The organism is Subtercola boreus (assembly GCF_003399625.1).
GTDB classification, from domain to species: domain Bacteria; phylum Actinomycetota; class Actinomycetes; order Actinomycetales; family Microbacteriaceae; genus Subtercola; species Subtercola boreus_C.
Map to the genome: position 1 here is coordinate 1 of NZ_NBXA01000081.1, position 22,275 is coordinate 22,275.

The window sequence follows — 22,275 nt, forward strand, 5'->3', positions numbered from 1 at the left end:
GCACCATCATTGAGACCGGAACGCGCTCCTACCGCCTCGCCCACACCCAACAACACCAAACCCAACAGACCCGAGGTGGTAGTGAATCAGGCCGTCACCCTGGTAGTGAAACAACTTGACATAGCCAAGCCCTCGTATTTCGTACTACATTAGGTGCAGTACGAAAAGATCGGCGGGTGTATTAGTGCGTGTGCAAGTGCATCCGAGAGTGACCGGGCGGCATCCCGAGATCACTGCTGACGATGTGGTTCAGGCGTTCGAAAACACTTTGCGATCACGGGCGCGTGACACTCATCCGGTGCAGTGGGTCGGCGTGGGAACGGACGCATCCGGGCGGCTGCTGGAATACGTCGCCGTAGAAGACGAACCAGATGGCTGGCTTGTCTTTCACGCGATGCCAGCAACGACTAGGACTCTTAGAGAAGTTGGACTGAGGAGGTAACCAGAATGGCTGAATACACCGACGTGAACGGAACCCCGTTCACCGACGACGACATCGAACAATGGGCCGCCGACACCGAATCCGGGCAGGGCTACACCGGGAAACACCTCGGCCCCTCACAGCCTGGGCGCCCCATCAGTGTCGGCGCTCAAGCGCGCCCGTTCACGCTCCGCCTCGACGCCGCACACCGCGCCAAACTCGACGAAGCCGCACGCGATCGCCACACCACCGCCTCCCAGCTCATGCGCGAACTCATCGACTCCCTCTAACAGCAAAACTCCAAAAGCGGCCCCCGTGCGAGCCCACCCATCATCAGTGTGACCAGCTACTCCTGTCAGGTGCGGAAATTTCAGGAGGTCGCGTGGGGGAGGGGTGTGCACGTTAGCGACCCGTCACCATTTCTGGGCCCACGCCTCGCCCGCAGCCTCGAGTACAACCTCCGGGTTGTCGAGGTGATCAACGGGCCGGTCACCGTGCAGGTACCGCGTGCCGGAGAGCAGCCACAACCCGGCGTCCTCCACGTCCCAGCCGCGTTCCTTCGCGAGCCGGATCAAGGGTGCAATGACCGGTCTGATGCGGCCGGAACCATCGAACTGGAACCCCGGGTACTGGTACGCGTTCAACCGTCGAATAAATAACAGCCTCCCCGCCGTCCGAAGACCAGACGCCAAAGACCGGCCAGGGCTTCGGGACCCCATCAACGTCGCAACCTGGGTGCTGGTGTGCAACCCGAACTCGTCCCGCACCACCCGGATGAGATTCTCCCGCGCCTGAGCTGCAGCAGCTGCCGCCGGCGACACGACATCCCGCGCCCGGCTCAACGCCGCCGCGTACTCTTTCACCGCACGGCGCCGCCGGAGAAGCGCACCAACCTGACCCATCACCGCAGGGTCAGACACGGGGAGCGTCAACATGCTCCGCTGGTGCCCACATTTTCCGCCCAGTCACGCGTCACACCCAGCCCACAACACAACCGCCGGCCGAGAGACCTGGTCCGAGGCTTCCCACCGGTCGATGACACCATCAGCCCAATACCGCTCTTCCACATCCGCCAGATACGCCCGAACAGCCTCCCGGACGTAGAAGGTCTTCGACTTCCCCGTTCGCGCCGCCAACGCCTCGAGCCGGCGGATGTCCTCATCCGGCAAACGAATCAACAGCACACCCACCACAACACCTCCCGCGACAGCATCTATCACACACCCTTATCAGGGCCACCACCAGCAGGCCGTTGCGCTCCGTGACCGCATGGCCCTGTCCCATGAGGCGCCAACTGCTTCGGAGCGCACCTTGGTGCGGACAGGTTCGTTCATCCCGTAATCCGCCGACGTGTCATGCCCGGATCTTCTTTCTCGGCGGTGCCGGACGGTTCTGGGCGCCCGAAACGATGCCATACTGTAAACATGTCTACAGGGGTTGTGAGTGTTCGTTTACCGGAGGATCTGAAGGGCCGACTGGATGCGCTCAGCGCGTCTACCGGTCGCCCGGCGGCGTTCTATCTCCGTGAGGCTCTGTCAGAGCATTTGGGTGACATGGAGCATGCGTACGGTGTTCTGGCGCGGGCCGAGGCTATCCGTGCCGGGGCCCGCGACACGGTTCCGTTTGATGACGTGATGACCGAGCTCGGGATCAGCCGTTCTGAGCTTGACGGGCTGTCTTCTGAGCTTGGCGAGTGAGCGACGCTTTATGGCGGGTCGAGTTCGATCGGGTCGTTGTCCGTGCACTGAAGAAACTTGATCCGTCCATCGCCCGGCGTGTTCTGAAGTCCCTGGATGACCTCTCACGGCTGGAGGACCCGGCAGCCCGCTGCAAGGCTCTGACCGGGCCGTACAGCGGTTTGTGGCGGATCCGGGTCGGGGATTACCGCACCATCCTCGACATCCGCCGCGGTGAGCTCGTGATCATCGCTCTCGACATCGGTAACCGCGCCACCATCTACGACTAAACCCACCAGCACCAGGCGAGAGCGCACCCTTCTTTTGCAGCTAGCGCATTCCCGACGTGCTTTCCGGCCGCATCACCACGCACAAAGACCGCACCGTCCCGTGGGAAGCGAGGGTGTCGGCGGGGTGCCGGATCGTGGCCCGAATTGACGATGGTTGCGTTGGAACTCGGGGTCGTAGTCTGAGGGGGTGGCGGGCCCGTTTCATGATCCTGAGGTGCAGCGGCTGATGCGTCAAGCCGGTGTCGTGCACCGGCCAGGTCTCGCGGCTGAGTTGTTGCGGGAGATCGGGCCGTTGCTGGCTGAGGACGGTTTTGATATCAACAATCTCGAAGCCCCGGACCTTGAGACGTTGAACGCTGCGATCGGCCGGGCGGTAGAGCGGCGGAACTTCGAACGCTTCGTGCCCGTGGGCCGGACCCGTCAGCAGGCGCTCACGATCCTCCGGCTGGCGTCGGAAGCGATCAGCGAAAACCGCACCGACGCCGCCCGAGTCGTTATTGCCGGTCTTCAGCCAGAGCCCGTGGGTGACAGGCCGTCGATCGCGCACGTGATCGGTGTCAGCCTCGGCCTGTTAGACACCTGGCACACCGACCCGGCCCTCCTGCCGGTGTTGCGTGGCGTCCGGGTGCCGGTGTGGGATAAACAGTCCCGTGCTGCGGCGGCGGATGTTCTCGCGCTGGCGGGAAAGGGTAGGGCGTTTGATTCGATCAGCGGGCTCCACCGCCGGCACAGCGGGCAGGCGATCCTTGACGGCGGGATCCTTGCCGTCACCGGCACCCTGCAGGCCTGGGTCACCCACGAACACACAACCGTTCGGGATCTCGGCCAAACGATTCTCACCGAGAAGCCCGGGCAGGAGGGTATGGGTTCGTCAGCTGAAGACGTCACGGATTCTGGATCGCGGGCGGTCACGGTTGTTGAGGGTCTGGAGGCTGTGATGCGGCCGGACGCTGTTCCCGCGTTTCGGCAGCAAGTCCGCAAGGCCCGGCTGGACGAACCGGCGCCGGTAGACGAGGCAGCGAAGACAGAGTTCGTGCGGCCGTTTCAGTGGTTTCTTGACCAGGTCTCAGGCGGCGGTGTCCCCCTGACAGCGGCCGGCTACCTGCCGCCGGCGGTCGTATCCAAAGCGATGACGGAGCTGGGGTGGGACAAGGACTGGATCGGGAAGGGGAACCGCGAAGATCTCACCATCCCGGTCCTTGATCACCGGGAAACCATGATGGCCATGCGGCTCCTGCACCGCCGAAAAGGCGTCCTGCTCCCCACACCCCTTGGCCGGCGCCTGACCGGCGACCCTGCCGGGTTATGGGATCACCTCGCCGGATACCTGCTGGCAGGACCGTCCGAGGTGGAGGTGCGGGCAACAGAGTTCTTCCTCCTCGCCATGGCGACCCCCACCGTGTCGACACGCACCGAGTACATGGCCGAGGTCGCGGACGGGTTGTGGTCGATCGGCTGGGGTGACGCTTCTGGTCGGCGGATCAGCGCCGAGCGTGCGTTTCACCTGTTCGCGGACCCCTGGCGGATACTCCGGCGCTTAGGCGCGTTCAACGACGATGAAAACCATCGATCATGGGGCAGTGCCACACCAACCGGTGTCGCGTTCGCCCGCCACGCACTCACCCGACCCACCAGCGAACTATAACCAGGCTCGTGAAATCCGGGCTGGGGGCGACCGCGCTATTTTCTTTTGGTCGCTGTGAAAGCTCGCGGTAATCCCTCACCCCGGTAAATAGGTCTACAGGGGTGGCGAGTTCCGTCTAACGGCTGATCTGAAAGCCAGGCTGGACGCTCCGCGTTGCGGTCAGAATATTTCGGGAAGGGACCGGGTGTGTCGGTGGTGGGGAGGCGAGGTCGAGTCGCTCGAGATCGAGATCGAGATCGGTGTCGGTGAGGCGTTACTGGATGGATGGCAGGAACACTGTGTCTATGTCTTCTACGGAACGGTAGGCGTCGGTTTCCCGGGGGTCGGCTCTTCTTCCGGTGGGTTCTGGTTCAGGGCGGCTGCCGCGAGGTCGCTGAGGCGGCTCAGTCTTTCTTGTATGGCGGAGCGTTGCGCGTCTGTGGGGAGCCCCTCTGTCCAGTAGCCCAGGAGGAAGCCTTCCACGTCGTGACTGGAATGAAAGGGTGTGGCGATGAGGGCTTCCGCGCCGACTTTGTCGAGTTCGTTCCGAACCCAGGGGCCGGTGTCCCGGTCCATCAGCGCGGGTGAGTTGGTGTGCTGGAGAGCGGCGAGCTCAACGGCTTCGGTGAGGGGTATTGTGTCGCCGATCGATGGTTGGCCGGGGGTGTTGCCGGTGACTGCGGTGATGACGACGTCATTGGTGTGTCGATCTTTCAGGGCGACGACGGCGAGGTCGGTCTGGTTGACGATGAGGATCGCGTCGGCGATTGCCTGGCACGCCTCCGCGAGGGTGGACCAGCCGTTCAGTGAAGCGACCACGCCCAGGAGTAGTTCGCCGGTTCGTTGTTTCGTTTCGGTTTCGTAGAGGCGCCGTTCGACGTTCGTGAGGTGATCGATATCCTCGCGGAGGTTTCGTTGAACACTCACATAGTGGGTGGTCTGGCCGTTGAAGTCTTTGACCGGCAGCACGATCAGGGAGTTCCAGAACGGTGTGCCGTCTTTGCGGTAGTTCAGAACGTCTCCCCAAAACGGTTGGCCGCTGTCGAACGCGTGTCGCATTCGCTCGATCGTGTCAGGGTCGGTCTCGGGGCCCTGCAGGAAGGCGCAATTGCCTCCGAGAATCTCTGAGGACTTATAGCCGGTGATGTGGGTGAACGCTGGATTGGCATGCAGAATGTGCCGTGACGCGTCGGTGATCAAAGACCCGTCCGTCACCGCGTCGAGAGCCTCGATCAGCACTTCGGCCGGACCGAACCACGGCGCCGGTGGAATTTGCAGCTTCTTCTCGCCCGCGACAGCCGCCATTGTGACGGCTGATCCTGTCTGGCCGGGGCCTAGCAACCAGGTGTGGAACCTTGCCAGGTCGATTCCGAGGAGTTCGGCCACCTGCCGGCGAGCTTCGGACTCTGTCAGGCCTCCGCGGATGAGTCCATCAACCACCGCGGCCGCTCGAGCCCGCGATTCACCGTAGGCGCTCTGCCTCGCTGATTCGAAACGGTCCGCCGGCGACGGTGACATTGTCTTTTCCGTTCATTCCTCGTGGAGCCGGGTGACATCACGGCAACTCGTATGCGTCCGCGAGACGCGCCCAGAGTACCCGCCGCACAGCACGTCGGCTCTGAGCGGAAGCCACCTGAAATAAGACGTGGAGGCTGCTGGCGCGTAAAAGCAAGCCTTGAACGGACGGAGCAGTCTTCCCGGCATGACACCCCTCGTTCACGCATGATGGGGACAAGTAACCTCATCGTCGCTCCACTATAGAAAGAATCAGATTCCCCCTCAAGAGCGGGCATGATCAGTCCCTGCCTTGAGGCTTCAAGACGTTCTGCCCGGCAGTGATTCTTCCGGTCACTTTTCACGGACAGTGCAGCCCCACGGCTCCTGCTGGGTAGATACTCAGCGTCTCGGTGCTAATCCTCGGTGACCCAGCGATGTGCTGGTAGCCGCTGTTGGGGTCCGTTGTCGTCCGGTGTGGGCGCGTCACCGACATGCTGCTGACTATCGATCAGCGCAAAAACGGAAAGGCCATAGATTCTCTCAACGACAGACTCGAGTTCTTGTACGGTCCGGAATCCGCTTCGTTGCGCGACGCTCGCAAGAGGCTGACCGGGGGCTTTCCTGATGACGTCAATCGCGGACACGGCACGGTATTCATCGATCAGCTCGGCCGCGCGTTCCCCGAAGGACTCTTCCACGATCTTGTTCGTCTGCCGCGTCGACAAATGGATGCTCTGCGCGAGAGCTTTGGTATCAAAATTGTGATCCGTCCGGTTCTTCGAGATCTCGCCCTCGATTTGCACAATAGAACTGCGGTTCGGGGGGCTAACGCTGCTGCGGTCAGCGGCCAACAGCCCACCGATCAGTTTCACCACGATCGATGCCGTGGGCTCAGCCCGAATCGAATACGTTCCCACCGTTTCGATAAGGGCCAGCAAAAAAGAGAGAGCGGGTGTCGTTCTGACGGCGGACGCCGCGATCGGGGCGTTCTGCGAGGGGAGCAGGTCAGCGAACCCATCCAGACTGTTCTCAGGAAAGGTCACGAACAGGACCCGTGCCGTGTCCTGGCAATCGAACTCGGGCAGCTCCCCTCGGGGAAGGACGGCGGCGGTACCGGCGCCGAACCAGAACTGGCCCTCGGGGGTATGCACGTGCATCTGCCCCGCTACGACGAAGAACACGCTCACGGTACCCGGGGTCGGGAATCGCAAAGACTCACCGAGAGCAGGCTGATGCCTGAGGTCGGTGACATCCAGTTGCGAGAGGGCCACGTTCCCGAACGTCCAACGCGTCCCTGCAACCTTGAAGACATCCAGTCGGCGGGCACTCATCGAACCCCCCAGCAGGCGAAGACCCTCCTCACCCGAGAGGCCGACACTGGCCCGGGTACTCACCTGCAAAAGTCTCACATCCTCTCGGTCAGCGACCGACACACCCCAACTCTCACCAACACATCGGTGTCACGGTACCCGCACCGCCCTGAATTGTCTCTGACTTCTTTCCACTTTTACGCGGGGCCATCGCCGGGCGGGATGGGGTGGTGCGGCCAGCGAAGTAGCAGGCCTCACTCTCGTCGAGGGGGATGTCTTCCACAGCGTGAAGGGACGGCTGCTGGGAACCATTCGACCCACAAAGGCAGCACCCCACGTTTAGGTCAGGGAATGGGGCAGTGAAGTTCAGATCCAGTAGATCCGGTAGATCCGGGGCCCGTACTGCGTCTTGCTCCGCACCGCGAAACGCGGACCCTCCGTGGGTGACGAGAGAACAGTTCGCCGCCGGATGATCCTTCGACTCCACCGCGAATAACACCTCCGTCTCCTCGCGTCACCCCTGACACCGGGGGGGGACGATCATGAGCTCAACGCTATGCCGCACAAGTTGCTGCAGTTCGTTTCCCAGTCCGGATATCACCGGGTAGGTCTCTGGCGCGGTGTCTGGGTGTACCGTTTGTGGCGTTCTCGTTCGGCGTGCTCGGCATGCATCTGATCGATCGCAGCCTGGATCGCGGCCTCGTCCCGGTTCGCCCAGCGGCGCTCTTCTGCCTCCCGTTCGAGGCGGCGTGCCTCTCGTTCGGTGTGGGCTTGGATGGCGCGGAGATGTGTTTCTTCGGTGAGTTTTGGTGCGTCGGGATCGATGGCGCGTCGGATCTGCCACGCGAGATACGCGACCGGGTCTCGCTGGTCGCACAAAACCGACGCAAGCTGCGTACCACCAGCCACTATCTCTCCGCCAACTCCCCACCGGCCAACCATTGCACTTATTGCATTTAGGGTTAGGGTGGGTTCATGTCGATTGCTATGAACAGTGTCCCGAACGAGGATGTTGAGCGTCTCGCCCGGCATGCTTTGGAGCGTGTGAGGCACGCCACTGAAACGTCACCGGGCCGTCAAGTGATTGCTCTCTCGATCGTTGGTGAAGACACCCCGGTACAGATTCCGGCCGAGCTTTCGGACGTGCTCGTGGCGGCGCTTGGGAACCTTGCCGCAGGTCAGCACGTGAGCGTTTTGCCGAGGGACTCGGAGGTGACCACCGTGCAGGCTGCCGGAATGTTGAACGTGTCCCGGCCGTACCTGATCAAGCTGCTGGAGGAAAACAAGATCGGGTATCGGAAGGTCGGTACTCACCGCCGGGTGGACACCGAATCGTTGCTTCTTTTCAAGTCCCGAGACGACGCCCGGCGTGAGGCGGCAGCGAATGCTTTGGTACAGCTAAGTCAGGAGTTGGGTTTCGATCAGTGACCGTCACAGCGGTCTATGACGCGAACGTTCTCTACCCTTCCCTGCCACGCGATCTCCTGATCCGTGCCGCAACTAAAGGTGCTGTTCGAGCGAAATGGTCGGAGCTGATCCTTGACGAGGTTTTCCGTAACCTCATCCTCAACCGGCCCGATCTGAAAACCGAAAGCCTGACACGCACCCGGGCCCTGATGAACGACGCCATCCGAGACTCCACCGTCACCGGCCACGAACACCTCATCGACAAGCTTGAACTTCCAGACCCGGACGACAGACACGTCCTCGCCGCAGCGATCCACGCGCAAGCTGAGGTGATCGTCACCTTCAACCTCAAAGACTTCCCCGCCGATGCGCTGAAACCCCACGGGGTTATCGCGCAGCACCCGGACGTGTTTCTCACGGACCTCTTCGACACCAACAGCGCAATCGTCGCGGATGCGGTGCGCGCGATCGCGGTAGCCTCGAAAAATCCGCCCCGGACCGTCGCCGAGATCGTCGCCCGCCTCGACGCCGGAGACCTGCACACCCTGGCACGACGGCTCCGAACCTACTTCCGCGCCAGATGACTTCAAACCGGCCAGTCGCCCGCGAAGAGCACGACCCAAGTTAGGTCCTATTCATCCCGGATGACGGCGAGAGCTGCGGTCAGCGCGTCAGCAAGTTCGGGCTCGTTGCGGGCCGCGCTGCGGGCCTCGATGTCGTGCCATGTCGCGTCGGGGCCTAATTCTAGTGACTGAGCTATTTTGCTCCTCAGCTGGTCAGCGTCCAGCCTCTCTGTTGGGCGAGAACCGACCGTCTCGGCAAGTGCAATTAGGGGGTCACTGTTCGGTTCGACAGTCCAGGCTGTCACGGTGTCGCCGGCGACGGAAAGGAAAACCAGGTCGTCGACTGCTGCGTCCAGGGACACCAGGATCTGTCGAATGCTGCTCATCAGCGGTTGGTTATCCCAACTCACCGTCACTAGGCCCAGGTCACCCACGAACGTTTTCTTCTCGCCCGGAGTCATCCCCAGTGCGGCGGCGGCACCAATAGCGATGGGGCTCCCGCTACCACGGAGGTGTTCGCTCGTGACTCTAATCCTCAACCGGGTCTGACCGGGCGCGGCATAGAGGTTTCGCGTCAGCCCTGGCGGCTTCGGTCGTACAGACTTACGTTCGGATGCCAGTCGCACGATTCCTTTTTCTGAAGCGAACGGCCACGCAGCGGCGTAGGCCCGTACAGATGTCTCGGTGACTTTGAAGCGGGGGACCAGATCATCGATCAGGGACTGTACCGAAACGAGTCCGCCGTTGTCGGCGAGGGCTTCAGAAATCGCGTTCTTTATCCCGCTGTACTCTTTACCTCCCCAACTAGCTAGTTCCCATTCGCCGCGGGCAACAGAGGTGAATCGTGAATCTTCCAGTAACGCGTTCCTCAGGGTGAGGATCGAGTGTGGCCAGGTGATTGCAGCATCTACTTGCTCCAGAGAACGCCGTTCACCTTCATGTTCAAGATATGCGGCCGCAAAGTTGGGGACCGAACGGCTTTTCAGGTTCGCCCATCCGGCGCCGACCCGGTAGAGGCCGACATGTTCAAGCCACTCGGTGAGGCGGTTGTCGGTTAGTTGGCTCCACTCGCCGATTGTTTCGCGGACGACGTCACGGGCGGCGGACCCGTTGGGGCCGGCGACTTGGTCGAAGATGACAGTCGTCTCTGATTTGGCGGACTGGATGCTTGGCGTCGCCAACCACACATCTTCGCTTTCAAAATCATCGTCGATCTTGTCCAAGAACAGCCACGCAGACAATTCGGAATGTAAGAGGCTGCCGGCCGCCGACGGCACATCGTGGAGGACGTCGTCAATGTGAGAAACGGGACGGATTCGTTCTCGCAACGCCATTGCGCGCATGCCCAACGCGGTGGATGGGTCGATCCAGGACTGTAGCACTGGTTTGAGTTTCGCTTCGAGTTGCCGGATCCGCTCCCTGGTAACCCCGAAATCGAGGCCTACCTGCTCGAGGGTGTCTGCTTTGTTGGTCGCTATCCGACGCGTGAGGATCTCGAGTTCTTTATCGCTGAGGTCTCTGAGATGAGCCGTCAGCAATGACGCCAACGACTCAAACGATGAGTTCGCTTGGACCCAGTCGTAAGCGGTGAGTCCCGACAACCGTATGGCGGCCGAAACGACGTAATCTGGGGCTTCTGCAGCAGGAGAGGCACTCCCAAAGAGGGAGACGGAGGCGGCCCCCCGAGCTACGTTCCAGTGGCTGAGGACTTCCAGATCTTCGAGGAGTTGAGACGACAGGGTCAGCGTTTCTGCCGCGCCTTGTCGTCGCCTTTCACGTCGACGGGCAATTCTTGAGCTGTCGGCGCGTGATTCGGTGGCTGTCATTTCAGGGACAGGCGAGCGGATCGCGAGCCCGATGAGATAGCCCAGCAATTCCTCGACGGATTTGGCACCCATATTCCGAAGGCTCATGACGTACCGGAGCGTGTGCTCGGCTAACGCACCAAAATCCACGATGTTCTCTCGGCGAAGAACGTTCGTCAACCGGACACTCTGACTGAAAGAGGCAAACGGAACGCCGCTGTTCACGCTGGGGAAAAGATCGCCAAGAGTCCAAGTGCTTCTTGATTCTACGCATACGGTGATCAGCCTCTCGATCACGTCAGGTTGAGGACCATGGGTATCAAGGGGAAGCTTGTACGTCTCATCGTCTATTCCTGCGAGCCATGGGAACGTGTGACCGTATTGAGGCACTATCGATTCCGACGGCTCCTCGAGGGCCCAGTCAGCTGTGTTTGTTACCATCTCATCGCTTTCCTCGTGGATGACGGTGCTCCACTATCGAAGAGCGTATGCAGATGAAGCGCATCGGCCCCCGCTGCGTGTTGATCCTTGCACATCAGGCAGTTTCGGTTTCTAGCGGGAGCCACGGTCGTACCGTTTTTGGCGTTCTCGTTCGGCATGCTCGACATGCATCTGATCGATCGCGGCTTGGATCGCGGCCTCGTCCCGGTTCGCCCAGCGTTGCTCTTCCGCTTCTCGCTCGAGGCGGCGGGCTTCCCGTTCGTTCTGGGCTTGGAGGGCGCGGAGGTGTGCTTCTTCGGTGAGGGTTGGTGCGTCAGGATCGATCGCCCGCCGGATCTGCCACGCAAGATACGCGACCGGGTCCCTCTGGTCTGCAGGATCGACGATGCTGACGCCAGCTGTGGTGTTGCCACGGTTGATGGCGTCGATGAACGCCGCAACAGTCCACCGGTCCGGGTCGACGTGGCACTTCTCGAGCATTTGACACACCCGCCCTATATGCCGGCCATCACCCAGCCACCGCATTCTCGCAACCAGCTGTCCAGCGAACCGCTGCAGCTGCAACGACCTCGGCTGAACCGATTTTTGGGCGCTGGGGGAGGGGGTTCTTTTTGTCGACGCTGGAGGCCGCCGTAAGGCGGCCGACTCGAGCGCGCTTGCGCGCGTTTGTTTAACTTTTAGATCAGGAGTAATAAAAGAAAGTGAACCCCTGCGGGGTAGATGGACATTTTCCACAGCCACACCTTTCGGCATGGTCAACGCCCGGACGGACGCTGCACGAATCTGCCGGCCACCGTGCGCGCGTTCTGCGGCTTTCCGTTCCGCGACGGTCAAGTAGCGGCCCTCGACCACTGTCACAGCCAGTCCGAGTGCCTCGAGCAGACCACGGGCCCGCTGCACGGTCTTCTTGCACATCCCCAGCGCAGAAGCCACAGTGTCGTGGGCGGTGGCCACACCGCGCCCTGTAGTCACGTCAGCGGCCACTCGGTCGGCGTTGGCGACACGGAGGAGAGTGTCTGGTGCGACCTTCGCATGCCGACGGAGTTCCTCGCCTTCCGGGGTGCGGAGTGCGTCCATGACTGCGTCAAACCAGGCCGCGGAAGAAGTCCAAGCCGGTATAGGGGCGTAGGCGCCGGCAGGCGCTTCGAGGCTCCATGACCGCGACCGGTCCGCGAACGGCGATTTGGAGGCATTCTGGGGCGCCGAAAATGGCACGAATAGGGATTCCGACACGCCCGTGGGCGTGTTTGTAATGCGTGACGGGACAGCGAGTCCCAGCTGAGGTACGATTTACTCGTCTCCTTCGGGAGGTACACCAAAGGCCCGGCCATCAAGCCGGTTCTTTGAACCAGATGCTCCGAATCCCGTTCCGTCGCCAAACAGTGGGGATTTTGAGCCAGAGCTTTAGGCCCGTCGCTTGCGGCGGGCCTCTCTCGTTAAACCGAGTCGATAGGCAACTCCCCATCGATTGCAGGCTTTGCTGGCAGCCAAACCGGATATCCGCGTTGGTCCAGCTCTATGTTCTCGACCATTGCATCGAATAGAGCAGAGGCAGACATGCCGACATGGGCTGCGATTTTGGCCCACCTGTCTTTGTTGTCGCGCTCGACGTCATAGCCGAGCGTCACAACTTCCCTGCGCGTACCGCGCGGAAGACGAGTGGATGCCATGAAGCTAATTAACCCTAGGCATAACTGAACAGCGTGCAGACACGCCGGTTAAACCTAGGGTTAGGTCAATCTACGTGCTCAGGTCATCCGAGGAACTTGTCGCATCGATTCGCAGCGCGGGTGACGCTTACGTCAACGCTGCAACAAAGACCGTCATGGCGGTTAGAGGCCGATCAAGAGGCTTTTCGTGCGGACTTACGAAACTTCGAGGTGTTGACTGCGGTGAGGTCATTGAGCACGGTTGATTCATTCTCTTAGGGTGAGAAGCTGGTCGACAAGCCGAAAGACTCCACTAGTAACATGATGTGCGATATTATCGCAGTCATGGATACCTCAGGCGCGGCCGATATTGCGAAGACGTTTCAGCCTGTTGGGACCGCGCTGCATGCGTTCATGCCTAAGGGCGTGAGCCTGGCGGCCGACATGATGAGAGCTGGCGGACTTGATCGACAGATCTACCGGACCCAATACGTGCACAACATTGTTGCCTGCACGCACAGCCTTCTGACGACGGCAGAACTGGGCGACTGGGTGTTAGATCCACGGGCGAGCAAAAAGCAATTGCACCTGTCCAGAGACCTCTGGACAGTTCGAATGCTGTCTGTGACCTTCGATGGAACGGTTCCGCTTGCTGGTACCAACGGCGCGCGCCAGGGTTTCTATTCAAACCAGCCGGTCCTCCTTGCCCCTGGGCAGCAGGTTTTCCATGAGCAACACGGATTCTTGATTGTGTGGAATCTAGATAGGCAATCTGGTGAGATCGGGCTGGAACTCGTTCACACCTTGATGCCTTGGAAGATGGGCCAGGCAGAGCAGATCGATCTTCGGATGCCGCTCCTGCCGGGCGAGGCTGACTTGGCTACTCTCCGGTTTGTTCCTAGTAACGATGATGACCTTGACGGTCTCGGCCTGATCGACGCTCGTGGGCGTTTCCAGCGTGGGGTGCGTAATGACTCTGTCGCCTCGTCCTGAGCGGATTCTGGCGGTTCGTGATCTTCTCGGAGAAACTCTTCAGAACCTTGCTTCGTCAGCGGGGATCAGTCAGAGCTACCTGTCAGAAATTGCTGCGGGTACCCGTCCGTTCTCCAATGAACACGCCCAAAAAATCGCAACTGCCACGGGGTTTCCGATCGAATTTTTTGGTGTCGACGCACCTACTATTAGCGACACGACCCTTAAATTCCGGAAACTAAAGTCTTCGAAGGCCAAGACCACCCGCAAGGCGGTTCAGTACTTCCGTGAGGCGTCTCGGATTGTTCAAACCGTCGCGCCCACCAGTGGCTTGAAAATGGCATCTCTACCGTACGTGGACTGGTCAGACGGAGCAGTGCTCGATGAAGACGAGATAGAACAACTCGCGATCGCTGTCCGAGAGCTGATGCTGCTGGGCTCGGCGGACCCCGTGCCCAACGTGACCCGTGCGATCGAACGGTTAGGAATCGTCGTAATACCGGTTCTTCTCGACCCCACTGATGAGGTTCGAGTCATTGACGAAGGGCACTTCGGGATCTCGCACGGTGATGATCAAGGGGTCCCTCTGGTCGGTTACTTCCCAGGTTCTTCCCCAGATCGTGATCGGTTTACCCTCAGCCATGAATTGGGGCACATCCTTCTTCATTCCCACCGATCCTCGGAGGACGCAGAGCGCGAAGCAAACCGATTCGCCGGCTCCCTCCTCATGCCTGAAGCCGCAGCTCAACGTGAGCTGCATTCGCAGATCACGTTGAGCCAACTTGCACGGGTCAAGGCTAAGTTTGGTATTTCAATTCAGGCCCTAATCATGCGAGCCGCGGCGCTACACATCATCGATCAGCAACGTCAACGCTCCTTATTCGTGCAGCTCAGTGCACGCGGATGGCGCCAGAACGAACCGGTTGAAATTCAATCTGAGCATCCAATTTTGATGCGGCGCTTGCTAGAGCTGAACCTTCCGGACGACCCATCCAGCCGCGAGATCGAAAAGGTTACCGGACTCCCCCGTGCCTACGTGCGCGCGATCGCACCTTCCGCCCCGCGACGCACTGAAGGAACAGGCCGACTGTCTCCGTTACGGGCGTAGTACGCCCACAGCAACCCATATAAAGGTGCTCGATAGTGGTAGCTAGTCCCAGACGCCTGTCACTATTTAGGAATGAGTGACATTGAGGCACATGAGGTTCCGCTGTCAAAGGTATTCAGCAGCGACTACGAGTTCACGGTTCCCGACTTTCAGCGGCCGTACTCATGGCGTCCCGAACAGGCAACGCAGCTCCTCTCGGATCTCACCGAAGCTCTAGATAGGAATGACGCCGAACCATACTTCCTGGGCTCGATCGTCCTCGTAAAAGACAAGGCGGCACCGGCAGCCGAGGTCATTGATGGGCAGCAGCGACTCACAACAATCACGCTCTTGTTGGCACTGTTCCGAGACCTGACTAAAGACCCGGATCTTGTCGATGACTTCTCCTCCATGATTCTGGAGCCCGGGAAAAAGTTGCTCGGACTGGCGGCCAAGCCGCGGCTGACCCTCCGAGCTCGCGACGCAAAGTTCTTTCGGGACAGAATTCAAACGCAGGGCTCTATCCCCGAGTTGATGGAGCAAAAGCCTGACGGCTTGAAAACTGACTCACAGAAGAACCTCCAAGCGAACGCGACGGCGATGTGGGAGGAGTTACGTAAGTGGAGTGAGACGCGACGGTTTGAGCTCTCAAGCCTTTTGATGAACCGCACCTTTCTCGTAGTGGTAAGCACAGCCGACCTGAACAGCGCTCACCGTATTTTCAGCGTCATGAACTCACGGGGCCTTGACCTGTCACCCGCAGACATTTTCAAAGCCCAAGTCATCGGGAGTTTGGACCCGAGCATTGCAGACGCTTATGCCTTGAAGTGGGAAGACGCCGAAGAATCACTTGGCCGACAAGCTTTCGCTGACCTGTTCCTTCACATTCGAATGATCTATGCAAAAGTTCGCGCCGATAAGGAGCTGCTCAAAGAATTTCCAGCCCAGGTTCTCAACTCGTACCTCCCTGGACGTGCAGCAGCCTTTGTCGACGAGGTACTTCTCCCCTATGCTGACGCGTTCCAAACTATTCGTGCTCTCAACTACACCTCTATTTCTGGCGCCGAAAAGGTGAACAACTGGATTCGCCGGCTCATGCGAACCGACAACAACGACTGGGTACCAGTCGCACTTTGGGCCTTTCACCACTACAGCGACGACCCGCTCTGGCTTGACAAATTTCTCGAGAAGCTTGAGCGGTTAGCGACGAACATGCTGTTACGGCGCGTCTACTCCACCCCGCGGGCCACACGCTACGCAAACCTCCTTCGAAGCCTTGACGCGGGCCAAGGCTTGGAATCTAACCAGCTAGAACTCTCGCGAGACGAGACAGCTGAAGGTAGGGAGGCGCTACGAGGTGATATCTACTCGCAGGCATCAGTACGTAAATGCGTGCTACTTCGACTTGAGGAAATCATCGCAAACGAACCGGGGGTCGAGTTCAACCACAAAGTAATTACGGTAGAGCACGTCCTCCCCCAGCATCCCAAGTCCAACTCCCAGTGGAACACCGACTTTTCTGCCGACGAGCGAGAATTCTGGACAAATCGACTGGGAAACTTGATCCTGCTGAACCGACGGAAGAACTCGGAAGCACAGAACTACGACTTCGCTGAAAAAAAGAGCAAGTATTTCGCAGGCGAGAAGGGCGTGGCAACGTTTGCTCTGACAATTCAGGTACTCCAGGAGGAGCATTGGACACCTGAGTTGCTTGAGTCTCGGCAAGAGACGCTCGCCAACAAACTGTTCGACGTCTGGTCCTGACACTTCGGCACAGAATTGCGGGGCAGCCTCGGCGAATCCACTCTCGGAACGGCACGCACCTTCGCAGACCCCACCCAAATAAGCTCAGGGAGTGTCCTCTATCACCCAAACGATCGTTGAGAAGCTTCTGGTGAAGTCCCAGCACCGCGTGAAGACCTACGGCGAGGTCTTCACCCCGCGCTCCATGGTCGAACAAATGCTTGACTTAGTTCGCGAGGAACTCGAGACCAGTCCTAACTTTGTCGATAAAACTTTTTTTGAGCCTGCAGCCGGGGATGGCAATTTTCTAGTTGCCATCCTGCGCCGCAAGCTCCGCGCGGTTGAAAAGAACTACTCACACGACGAGTGGCTGACGGCGTCCTTATTCGCCCTCGCCTCCATTTACGGGATCGAATTGCTTGAGGACAACCTCTCGGATGCTCAAGAGGCCATGCTCACTGAGTTCTCGCAATTTCATGAAGAACACGGAGTGCCATGTGGGCCACGCAGTAGCCTGCATCAGGCAGCTGTCTTTCTCATCAACACCAACATTGTGCATGGCAACACGCTGACTGGCCTTACTTTGCAAGGCGAGGAGATCCAACTCTCCTGGTGGAACCGCGTCGTCGCAGCACCCGGGATGGTTCAGCGCGAACCTTTCACGCTCGCATCATTGCGCGATGACGGCTTTGACTTCACCATTTATGACCGCTACCGGGCCTGCGGAATCGACGAAGTACACGAAGAAGCGAGAGCCGATGCCTAGTCCCAACATCAGGACGTTCCACGAGATCGCCCCGCTCATTTACTCCTGGACAACCCCGGACATCCCAAAATACGTTGGGTGGGAAAAAATCGGGTATACCGAGCAGGGCAGCGCAGACGTGCGCATAGCGCAGCAGGCCTCTCAACTCTCCGTCGAGAAAAGGAAGCTGTGGTCTAGGCGTGCCCTGTTTACTTCCGAGGCAGGTGGGCGCTTTACGGATAAGGATCTGCACGCTTTTCTGCGCCAGCGAGGGGTGGAACGCGAGACCACACCCAAGCGGACCGAATGGCATCACCTCGAAACTGCGCCGAAAACATCGCTGGAGTACTTTAACGAGTTCGCCGGACAAGACTTCGCCAAACTCCAGCACGGTGGGGAGGAGGAAGAATACGTCCTCCGTGCCGAGCAGCAGGCGGCTGTGGATCATGCCGTAGCAGCCTTTGAGGCAGGGAAGGGCGAGGTCCTTTGGAACGCGAAGCCACGCTTCGGAAAGACCCTGACGACGTACGACCTAATGCGCGTCCTTGACGTCCAGCGGGTTTTGATCGTAACCAACCGCCCGGCAATCGCGAACTCCTGGTTCGATGACTTCGCCCGCTTCATCGCTCACCAGACCACATACCGTTTTGTGTCGGAGTCACCCTCATTGGTCGACCGTTCTCCGATGACTCGCGAGCAGTGGCGCGTCTTCTCACGTGATCATCTAGACGAGGACCCACGGATCGTGGAGTTCGTCTCGCTACAGGACCTCAAGGGATCTCGATACTTCGGCGGCTCGTACGACAAGCTCAGGCACATCGCTCAGTTTGACTGGGATCTTCTTGTGATCGATGAGGCGCACGAGGGTATCGACACCACTAAGACCGACGTCGCATTTGACCAGATCAAGCGCAAACAGACGCTGCATCTGTCCGGTACGCCGTTCAAAGCGCTGGCCTCCGGCAAATTCGATCACGACCAGATATTCAACTGGACCTACGAGGACGAACGTCTCGCGCGCGAGCAGTGGAATGACGGCGGCCAAGAAAACCCCTATGCGGCACTGCCGACCCTGAATCTTTTGACCTATCAGATCTCGCGAATGGTCACCGACCGTTTGGCCGAGGGCGTCGCCATCGAAGAGGACGAGGCGAACATCGACTACACGTTTGACCTCAACGAGTTCTTCGCGACCAAGGACAACGGATTCTTCGAGCACGAGACTGAAATAGTCAAGTTTCTGGAATGCCTGACGACGAACGAGAAGTATCCATTTTCCACACCTGAGCTGCGAGACGAGATCCGCCACTCCTTCTGGCTACTCAACCGCGTTGCATCGGCCAAGGCTTTAGAGAAGCTGCTCAAGAAACACGAAGATTTCAAGGACTACACGATCATTCTGGCCGCTGGCGACGGACGCTCCGACGACACCGACCCAGTAGCGGCCGGCAGGTCGTTAACCAAGGTGCGGGCGGCCATCGAGCAAGCCGAAAAATCGGATGGCAAGACCATCACTTTGTCAGTAGGTCAACTCACCACAGGCGTCACAGTACCTGAATGGACTGCTGTCATCATGCTCTCTGATCTTTCCTCCCCTGCCCAGTACATCCAGGCGGCTTTCCGGGCACAAAATCCCTGTACTTTTGAGCGCGCTGGGCGCGTTTTCCAGAAACAGAATGCGTATATTTTTGATTTTGCGCCAGAGCGCACGTTGACTATCTTCGACGCGTTCGCCAACAACCTGCACCCAAATCCATCAGCTGACCAGAATGCGCGGCGAGAGAACATCCGCCGGCTCTTGAACTTTTTTCCTGTTCTCGGCGAAGACGCCGAGGGCCGGATGATTGAGCTCGACGCCTCTCAGGTCCTAACATTTCCGCAGGTGTTCAAAGCACGTGAAGTCGTGCGCCGAGGGTTCTTGTCCAACCTGCTTTTTGCCAATGTTGCCGGGATATTTCGGTACTCAGAGCACGTCAAAGAGATACTCGACAAGCTGCCCACAGCAAAACTGGGCAAAGTTACGATCGGGCAGCCCATCGACGTCCCGCAGCCGCCACCAGTCACCGACCCGGCGGGGAATGTCCAGGTCGACGTGGATACCGTCATTAACCCCAAGGTTTCAGAGCTTGGCAAGCCTGTCTACAGCATTGAGGACATTCCAACGGTCGGCCTCGATGCCCCTTCACACGTATCGGCGACGCAGATCGCGAAGGCGGTGGTAGAGCAGAGTCGTAAGAAGCGCGAAGAGCTAAAGGAGGCCTACGGACTCACGGCCAGTCAAGTTGAACGCGACGAAAAGCGCACAGAGCAGGTGGTGAAGGTCCAGGTAGAACGTGCCTACACCGAGCACAACATCGCCACGAAGCATTTAGAGGACGAGCTGACGAACGCGGCCACAGAGGCCGAAGCCCGAGGCGTCGAGGTGAAGAGAGTTGAGCAAGACCAGGCATTTAGGGCAAGCATCCTGGACATCGTAGAAGGAACGATGGAGTCGATTGTGCCCGAAGTAGTAACGCGCGAGGAGACGAAGAAAGAGCAAAGGCGTGCGAACCAGACGATGGACGACGCCCGCTCTCATCTCCGCGGATTCGCCCGAACCATCCCCATGTTCCTCATGGCATACGGGGACCGTGACATCCGCCTGTCGAATTTCGACAATTACACGCCCGATGACGTTTTCGAGGAAATCACAGGGATTACCGAAGCCGAGTTCCGCCTCCTACGCGACGGTCAAGAAGTTACGGCGGAGGATGGCACTGTTACGAAGGTTCCAGGCCTGTTCGACGAGGCGGTCTTTGACCAGTCGGTTCAGGAGTTTTTGAACAAAAAGGAAGCTTTGGCCGACTACTTCGATGACGCGCAGACCGAGAACATCTTCGCTTATATCCCGCAGCAGAACACATCTCTGGTCTTCACCCCGCAGCCAGTCGTAAAGCTGATGGTCGACACCCTCGAGGCCGAAAACCCAGGTATCTTCAGTGACCCAACCAAGACCTTTGCGGACCTATTCTCCACCGCCGGGCTGTTCCTCATGGAACTCGTACGCCGACTCGACACGGGCCTCGCCAGTGTTCTCCCCGATCAAGACGTGAGGCTGCAGCACATCCTGACCTCACAGGTCTTCGAGATGAGCCATAACGAGCTCTTACACCGAATCACCATCGAGGGGGTCTCCGGTGGTGTGGCGCAGCGTAGAGCTTGGATTGAGGACTCCCGCCACTTCAGAGTTGGAGATCTGGCTCGCATGACCCCGATCGCGCGGCAGGAGATGCTTGACGACATGCTGGCGGAGGACACGGACAATGAGTAAGAAATTTGACGTTGTGATTGGCAACCCGCCGTACCAGGAAGAGGCACAGGGAGGTGGCACTCGTGACACGCCGATTTACCACCTATTTATGAGCGCGGCGTATGAGGTCGGGAAAAAGGCCGTGCTCATTACTCCTGCACGGTTCTTATTCAACGCGGGCTTCACCCCTAAGGCGTGGAACACAAAGATGCTTGCCGACCCTCACCTAAGCGTCCCGCACTACGTTCCAAACAGCGACGAACTGTTCCCCGGCACGATTATCAACGGCGGAATTGCGGTCACATATTGGGATGAGGACCACGATGGCGAGCCAATCGGCACCTTCACTCATTACCCCGAGCTCAACACAATCCTGCAGAAGACGGTTGAGTCAAATATTGTCTCCATGGAGTCGGTAATTACGAGTTCTCGCTCGTACCGCTACACCGAAAAGCTTTACGCCGATAATCCCAATGCACGAGCGCTTCGACCGGCGGGGAACGAAGCATTGGTGAGCACTAACGCCTTCGAGCAGTTTTCTTTCGTCTACTTCCGTGAGCGTCCGGACGACGGATTGTCGTACGTGCGGGTGTTGGGTCTCGAAGGAAAAAAGCGCACTTCTCGCTGGATTCGTAGCGAGTACGTCTCAGGCCCAGAAAGCTTTAATAAATTTAAGGTAGTGGCTCCTGCCTCTCGCGGTCATCTAGGAAAGTTTGGTGATGAACCTGCTTTGATTCTCGGCCACCCCCTGCTCGCCGAGCCACAAGTTGCGGTTACCCAAACCTTCATAACCATCGGCTCGTTTGACATCGAAGGTGAGGCTGATGCGTGTTTAAAATACGTAAAGTCCAAGTTCGCAAGGACCATGCTTGGTGTACTCAAAGTCACCCAGCATAATCCTGCAAGTGCCTGGACATGCGTTCCCTTACAAGACTTCACCGCTGCGTCAGACATTGATTGGTCCAAACCAATTCCAGACATTGACCAACAGCTGTATGCCAAATACGGCCTCGACCCCGCAGAAACTGCTTTTATCGAAGCGAAGGTCAAGTCAATGGAATGACTGCCTAAAAACAGACGTCACCTTCAGCTCCACAGGCATCACCAGCGTGGACAGCTAGCAAATACCGGTGGCGACGTGGAGTCATGGCTGAGGCTTTCTGTAAAGCTCGCACGTGCTGCGCTGATCTCTAATGGCTGGTCTCGTCCGGGCTTGCACTGATGCTTGCCGGGATCGCCGGTCCGACATAGACAGCAGGCGAAGATTTGCTATTGCCAGTGCTCGGTCAGGACTCAACGGGTTGTGACACAGAGGGGCACGAAAAACCGTCAGTGGTCGGCTACTCTGACGACGGGGAAGGACTCCACCGGTGTCAAATCTCGGACAAAGGGGAACTACATGGGGCTCAAGGAACTGCTGGTCAAATACGCCGGAGAGCACCTAGAACCTGGCGAGCCTGTTCTTTCGACCGTAGCCGGGCGCTACGAGACAGAACAGAAAGGCAAAGACGCGAATAGAGCTTGTGGGGTCTGCCCAGAGTTCGGTTGTCATCTGATCTGTGAGATTTGATTCTCGCTGGAAGGATGTCAGTTATGGCAAAGGCATATCCGAAAGAGTTCCGTGATGATGTCGTGGCGGTGGCCCGGAAGGGCCGGGGCCAGTCGGCGCAGATTGCGAGGGACTTCGGGATCTCCGAGGGCACGTTATCGAACTGGCTGAAACGAGCCGATATAGAGGACGGCAACCGTCCAGGCG

At 59.0% G+C, this 22,275-nt stretch carries 21 protein-coding genes; 14 read left to right on the plus strand and 7 right to left on the minus strand.

Going from position 1 to position 22,275, the window contains the following annotated elements:
* Nucleotides 1-447: 447 nt before the first annotated feature.
* Nucleotides 448-711 carry a CopG family transcriptional regulator gene (locus tag B7R21_RS19375; protein ID WP_116284892.1) on the plus strand — a complete coding sequence of 88 codons (264 nt, stop codon included), beginning with the start codon at nucleotides 448-450 and terminating at the stop codon, nucleotides 709-711.
* 123 nt (nucleotides 712-834) lie between these two features.
* On the opposite strand, the gene B7R21_RS19380 is transcribed toward B7R21_RS19375, so the two are convergent.
* Both B7R21_RS19380 and relB (B7R21_RS19385) read right to left on the minus strand, forming a co-directional pair.
* Nucleotides 835-1,323 carry a hypothetical protein gene (locus tag B7R21_RS19380; protein ID WP_172592302.1) on the minus strand — a complete coding sequence of 163 codons (489 nt, stop codon included), beginning with the start codon at nucleotides 1,321-1,323 and terminating at the stop codon, nucleotides 835-837.
* Between the two features lie 63 nt (nucleotides 1,324-1,386).
* Nucleotides 1,387-1,641, minus strand: coding sequence for a type II toxin-antitoxin system RelB family antitoxin (gene relB, locus B7R21_RS19385; RefSeq protein ID WP_253259920.1), 255 nt, complete (start codon nucleotides 1,639-1,641; stop codon nucleotides 1,387-1,389).
* Between the two features lie 204 nt (nucleotides 1,642-1,845).
* Between relB (B7R21_RS19385) and relB (B7R21_RS19390) the strand changes: the two genes are divergently transcribed.
* The 3 genes from relB (B7R21_RS19390) to B7R21_RS19400 all read left to right on the plus strand — a co-directional run bounded on the left by relB (B7R21_RS19390) (nucleotide 1,846) and on the right by B7R21_RS19400 (nucleotide 4,032).
* Complete coding sequence (gene relB / locus B7R21_RS19390) at nucleotides 1,846-2,118, plus strand: type II toxin-antitoxin system RelB family antitoxin (RefSeq protein ID WP_216364328.1); 273 nt, start codon at nucleotides 1,846-1,848, stop codon at nucleotides 2,116-2,118.
* On the plus strand, nucleotides 2,115-2,387 hold the full coding sequence (locus B7R21_RS19395; protein WP_116284895.1) for a type II toxin-antitoxin system RelE family toxin: 273 nt from the start codon (nucleotides 2,115-2,117) through the stop codon (nucleotides 2,385-2,387). The genes relB (B7R21_RS19390) and B7R21_RS19395 overlap by 4 nt, the downstream gene beginning before the upstream one ends.
* 187 nt (nucleotides 2,388-2,574) lie before the next feature.
* The gene (locus B7R21_RS19400) at nucleotides 2,575-4,032 is read left to right on the plus strand and encodes a hypothetical protein (RefSeq protein ID WP_116284896.1); all 1,458 of its coding nucleotides are present in this window, start codon (nucleotides 2,575-2,577) and stop codon (nucleotides 4,030-4,032) included.
* A 291-nt stretch (nucleotides 4,033-4,323) separates the two neighbouring features.
* On the opposite strand, the gene B7R21_RS19405 is transcribed toward B7R21_RS19400, so the two are convergent.
* On the minus strand, nucleotides 4,324-5,451 hold the full coding sequence (locus B7R21_RS19405) for a PAS domain-containing protein (RefSeq protein WP_172592303.1): 1,128 nt from the start codon (nucleotides 5,449-5,451) through the stop codon (nucleotides 4,324-4,326).
* Between the two features lie 470 nt (nucleotides 5,452-5,921).
* Entirely contained in the window at nucleotides 5,922-6,941 is a 1,020-nt protein-coding gene (locus tag B7R21_RS19410) for an AraC family transcriptional regulator (protein WP_116284898.1), read from the minus strand.
* A gap of 516 nt (nucleotides 6,942-7,457) precedes the next feature.
* On the opposite strand from B7R21_RS19410, the gene B7R21_RS19415 reads away from it, so the two are divergent.
* The 3 genes from B7R21_RS19415 to B7R21_RS19425 are packed head-to-tail and all read left to right on the plus strand — an operon-like array spanning nucleotide 7,458 to nucleotide 8,809.
* Entirely contained in the window at nucleotides 7,458-7,778 is a 321-nt protein-coding gene (locus B7R21_RS19415) for a hypothetical protein (protein ID WP_116284899.1), read from the plus strand.
* Nucleotides 7,779-7,793: 15 nt separating this feature from the next.
* Nucleotides 7,794-8,246 (plus strand): excisionase family DNA-binding protein, encoded by a 453-nt coding sequence (locus B7R21_RS19420; RefSeq protein WP_116284900.1) that lies wholly within the window; start codon nucleotides 7,794-7,796, stop codon nucleotides 8,244-8,246.
* Complete coding sequence (locus B7R21_RS19425; RefSeq protein ID WP_116284901.1) at nucleotides 8,243-8,809, plus strand: PIN domain-containing protein; 567 nt, start codon at nucleotides 8,243-8,245, stop codon at nucleotides 8,807-8,809. The genes B7R21_RS19420 and B7R21_RS19425 overlap by 4 nt, the downstream gene beginning before the upstream one ends.
* Before the next feature lie 47 nt (nucleotides 8,810-8,856).
* On the opposite strand, the gene B7R21_RS19430 is transcribed toward B7R21_RS19425, so the two are convergent.
* The 3 genes from B7R21_RS19430 to B7R21_RS19890 all read right to left on the minus strand — a co-directional run bounded on the left by B7R21_RS19430 (nucleotide 8,857) and on the right by B7R21_RS19890 (nucleotide 12,704).
* Nucleotides 8,857-10,773, minus strand: a complete 1,917-nt coding sequence (locus B7R21_RS19430) for a sigma factor-like helix-turn-helix DNA-binding protein (RefSeq protein ID WP_172592304.1) — start codon at nucleotides 10,771-10,773, stop codon at nucleotides 8,857-8,859.
* Between the two features lie 372 nt (nucleotides 10,774-11,145).
* Nucleotides 11,146-11,514 carry a hypothetical protein gene (locus tag B7R21_RS19435; protein ID WP_116284903.1) on the minus strand — a complete coding sequence of 123 codons (369 nt, stop codon included), beginning with the start codon at nucleotides 11,512-11,514 and terminating at the stop codon, nucleotides 11,146-11,148.
* Between the two features lie 956 nt (nucleotides 11,515-12,470).
* Nucleotides 12,471-12,704, minus strand: a complete 234-nt coding sequence (locus tag B7R21_RS19890) for a hypothetical protein (protein WP_147305991.1) — start codon at nucleotides 12,702-12,704, stop codon at nucleotides 12,471-12,473.
* A gap of 324 nt (nucleotides 12,705-13,028) precedes the next feature.
* Here B7R21_RS19890 and B7R21_RS19440 point away from each other — a divergent pair, with 324 nt between their 5' ends.
* From B7R21_RS19440 to B7R21_RS19470, 7 genes are all read left to right on the plus strand, one after another.
* A complete protein-coding gene (locus tag B7R21_RS19440) occupies nucleotides 13,029-13,676 on the plus strand; it encodes a hypothetical protein (RefSeq protein WP_147305992.1) in 648 nt (215 codons plus the stop codon).
* Complete coding sequence (locus B7R21_RS19445; RefSeq protein WP_116284905.1) at nucleotides 13,654-14,763, plus strand: ImmA/IrrE family metallo-endopeptidase; 1,110 nt, start codon at nucleotides 13,654-13,656, stop codon at nucleotides 14,761-14,763. The genes B7R21_RS19440 and B7R21_RS19445 overlap by 23 nt, the downstream gene beginning before the upstream one ends.
* 72 nt (nucleotides 14,764-14,835) lie before the next feature.
* A complete protein-coding gene (locus tag B7R21_RS19450; RefSeq protein ID WP_116284906.1) occupies nucleotides 14,836-16,506 on the plus strand; it encodes a DUF262 domain-containing protein in 1,671 nt (556 codons plus the stop codon).
* Between the two features lie 91 nt (nucleotides 16,507-16,597).
* Nucleotides 16,598-17,251: a type I restriction-modification system subunit M gene (locus B7R21_RS19455; RefSeq protein WP_147305993.1), complete on the plus strand. Its 654-nt coding sequence runs from the start codon at nucleotides 16,598-16,600 to the stop codon at nucleotides 17,249-17,251.
* A complete protein-coding gene (locus B7R21_RS19460) occupies nucleotides 17,244-20,540 on the plus strand; it encodes a DEAD/DEAH box helicase (RefSeq protein ID WP_116284908.1) in 3,297 nt (1,098 codons plus the stop codon). Before B7R21_RS19455 ends, B7R21_RS19460 begins: the two co-directional genes overlap by 8 nt.
* Nucleotides 20,533-21,582: an Eco57I restriction-modification methylase domain-containing protein gene (locus B7R21_RS19465; RefSeq protein WP_116284909.1), complete on the plus strand. Its 1,050-nt coding sequence runs from the start codon at nucleotides 20,533-20,535 to the stop codon at nucleotides 21,580-21,582. Before B7R21_RS19460 ends, B7R21_RS19465 begins: the two co-directional genes overlap by 8 nt.
* 530 nt (nucleotides 21,583-22,112) lie before the next feature.
* Nucleotides 22,113-22,275: transposase (locus B7R21_RS19470; protein ID WP_172592305.1), on the plus strand; the 163-nt coding region annotated here is incomplete at its 3' end.

Bases quoted from the DNA above. Each gene is read 5' to 3' on its own strand.
- B7R21_RS19380 (WP_172592302.1), bottom strand. From the start codon at position 1,323: ATGGGTCAGGTTGGTGCGCTTCTCCGGCGGCGCCGTGCGGTGAAAGAG.
- B7R21_RS19375 (WP_116284892.1), top strand. From the start codon at position 448: ATGGCTGAATACACCGACGTGAACGGAACCCCGTTCACCGACGACGAC.
- B7R21_RS19445 (WP_116284905.1), top strand. From the start codon at position 13,654: ATGACTCTGTCGCCTCGTCCTGAGCGGATTCTGGCGGTTCGTGATCTT.
- B7R21_RS19435 (WP_116284903.1), bottom strand. From the start codon at position 11,514: ATGCTCGAGAAGTGCCACGTCGACCCGGACCGGTGGACTGTTGCGGCG.
- B7R21_RS19465 (WP_116284909.1), top strand. From the start codon at position 20,533: ATGAGTAAGAAATTTGACGTTGTGATTGGCAACCCGCCGTACCAGGAA.
- B7R21_RS19890 (WP_147305991.1), bottom strand. From the start codon at position 12,704: ATGGCATCCACTCGTCTTCCGCGCGGTACGCGCAGGGAAGTTGTGACG.
- B7R21_RS19450 (WP_116284906.1), top strand. From the start codon at position 14,836: ATGAGTGACATTGAGGCACATGAGGTTCCGCTGTCAAAGGTATTCAGC.
- relB (WP_216364328.1), top strand. From the start codon at position 1,846: ATGTCTACAGGGGTTGTGAGTGTTCGTTTACCGGAGGATCTGAAGGGC.
- B7R21_RS19440 (WP_147305992.1), top strand. From the start codon at position 13,029: ATGGATACCTCAGGCGCGGCCGATATTGCGAAGACGTTTCAGCCTGTT.
- B7R21_RS19460 (WP_116284908.1), top strand. From the start codon at position 17,244: ATGCCTAGTCCCAACATCAGGACGTTCCACGAGATCGCCCCGCTCATT.
- B7R21_RS19420 (WP_116284900.1), top strand. From the start codon at position 7,794: ATGTCGATTGCTATGAACAGTGTCCCGAACGAGGATGTTGAGCGTCTC.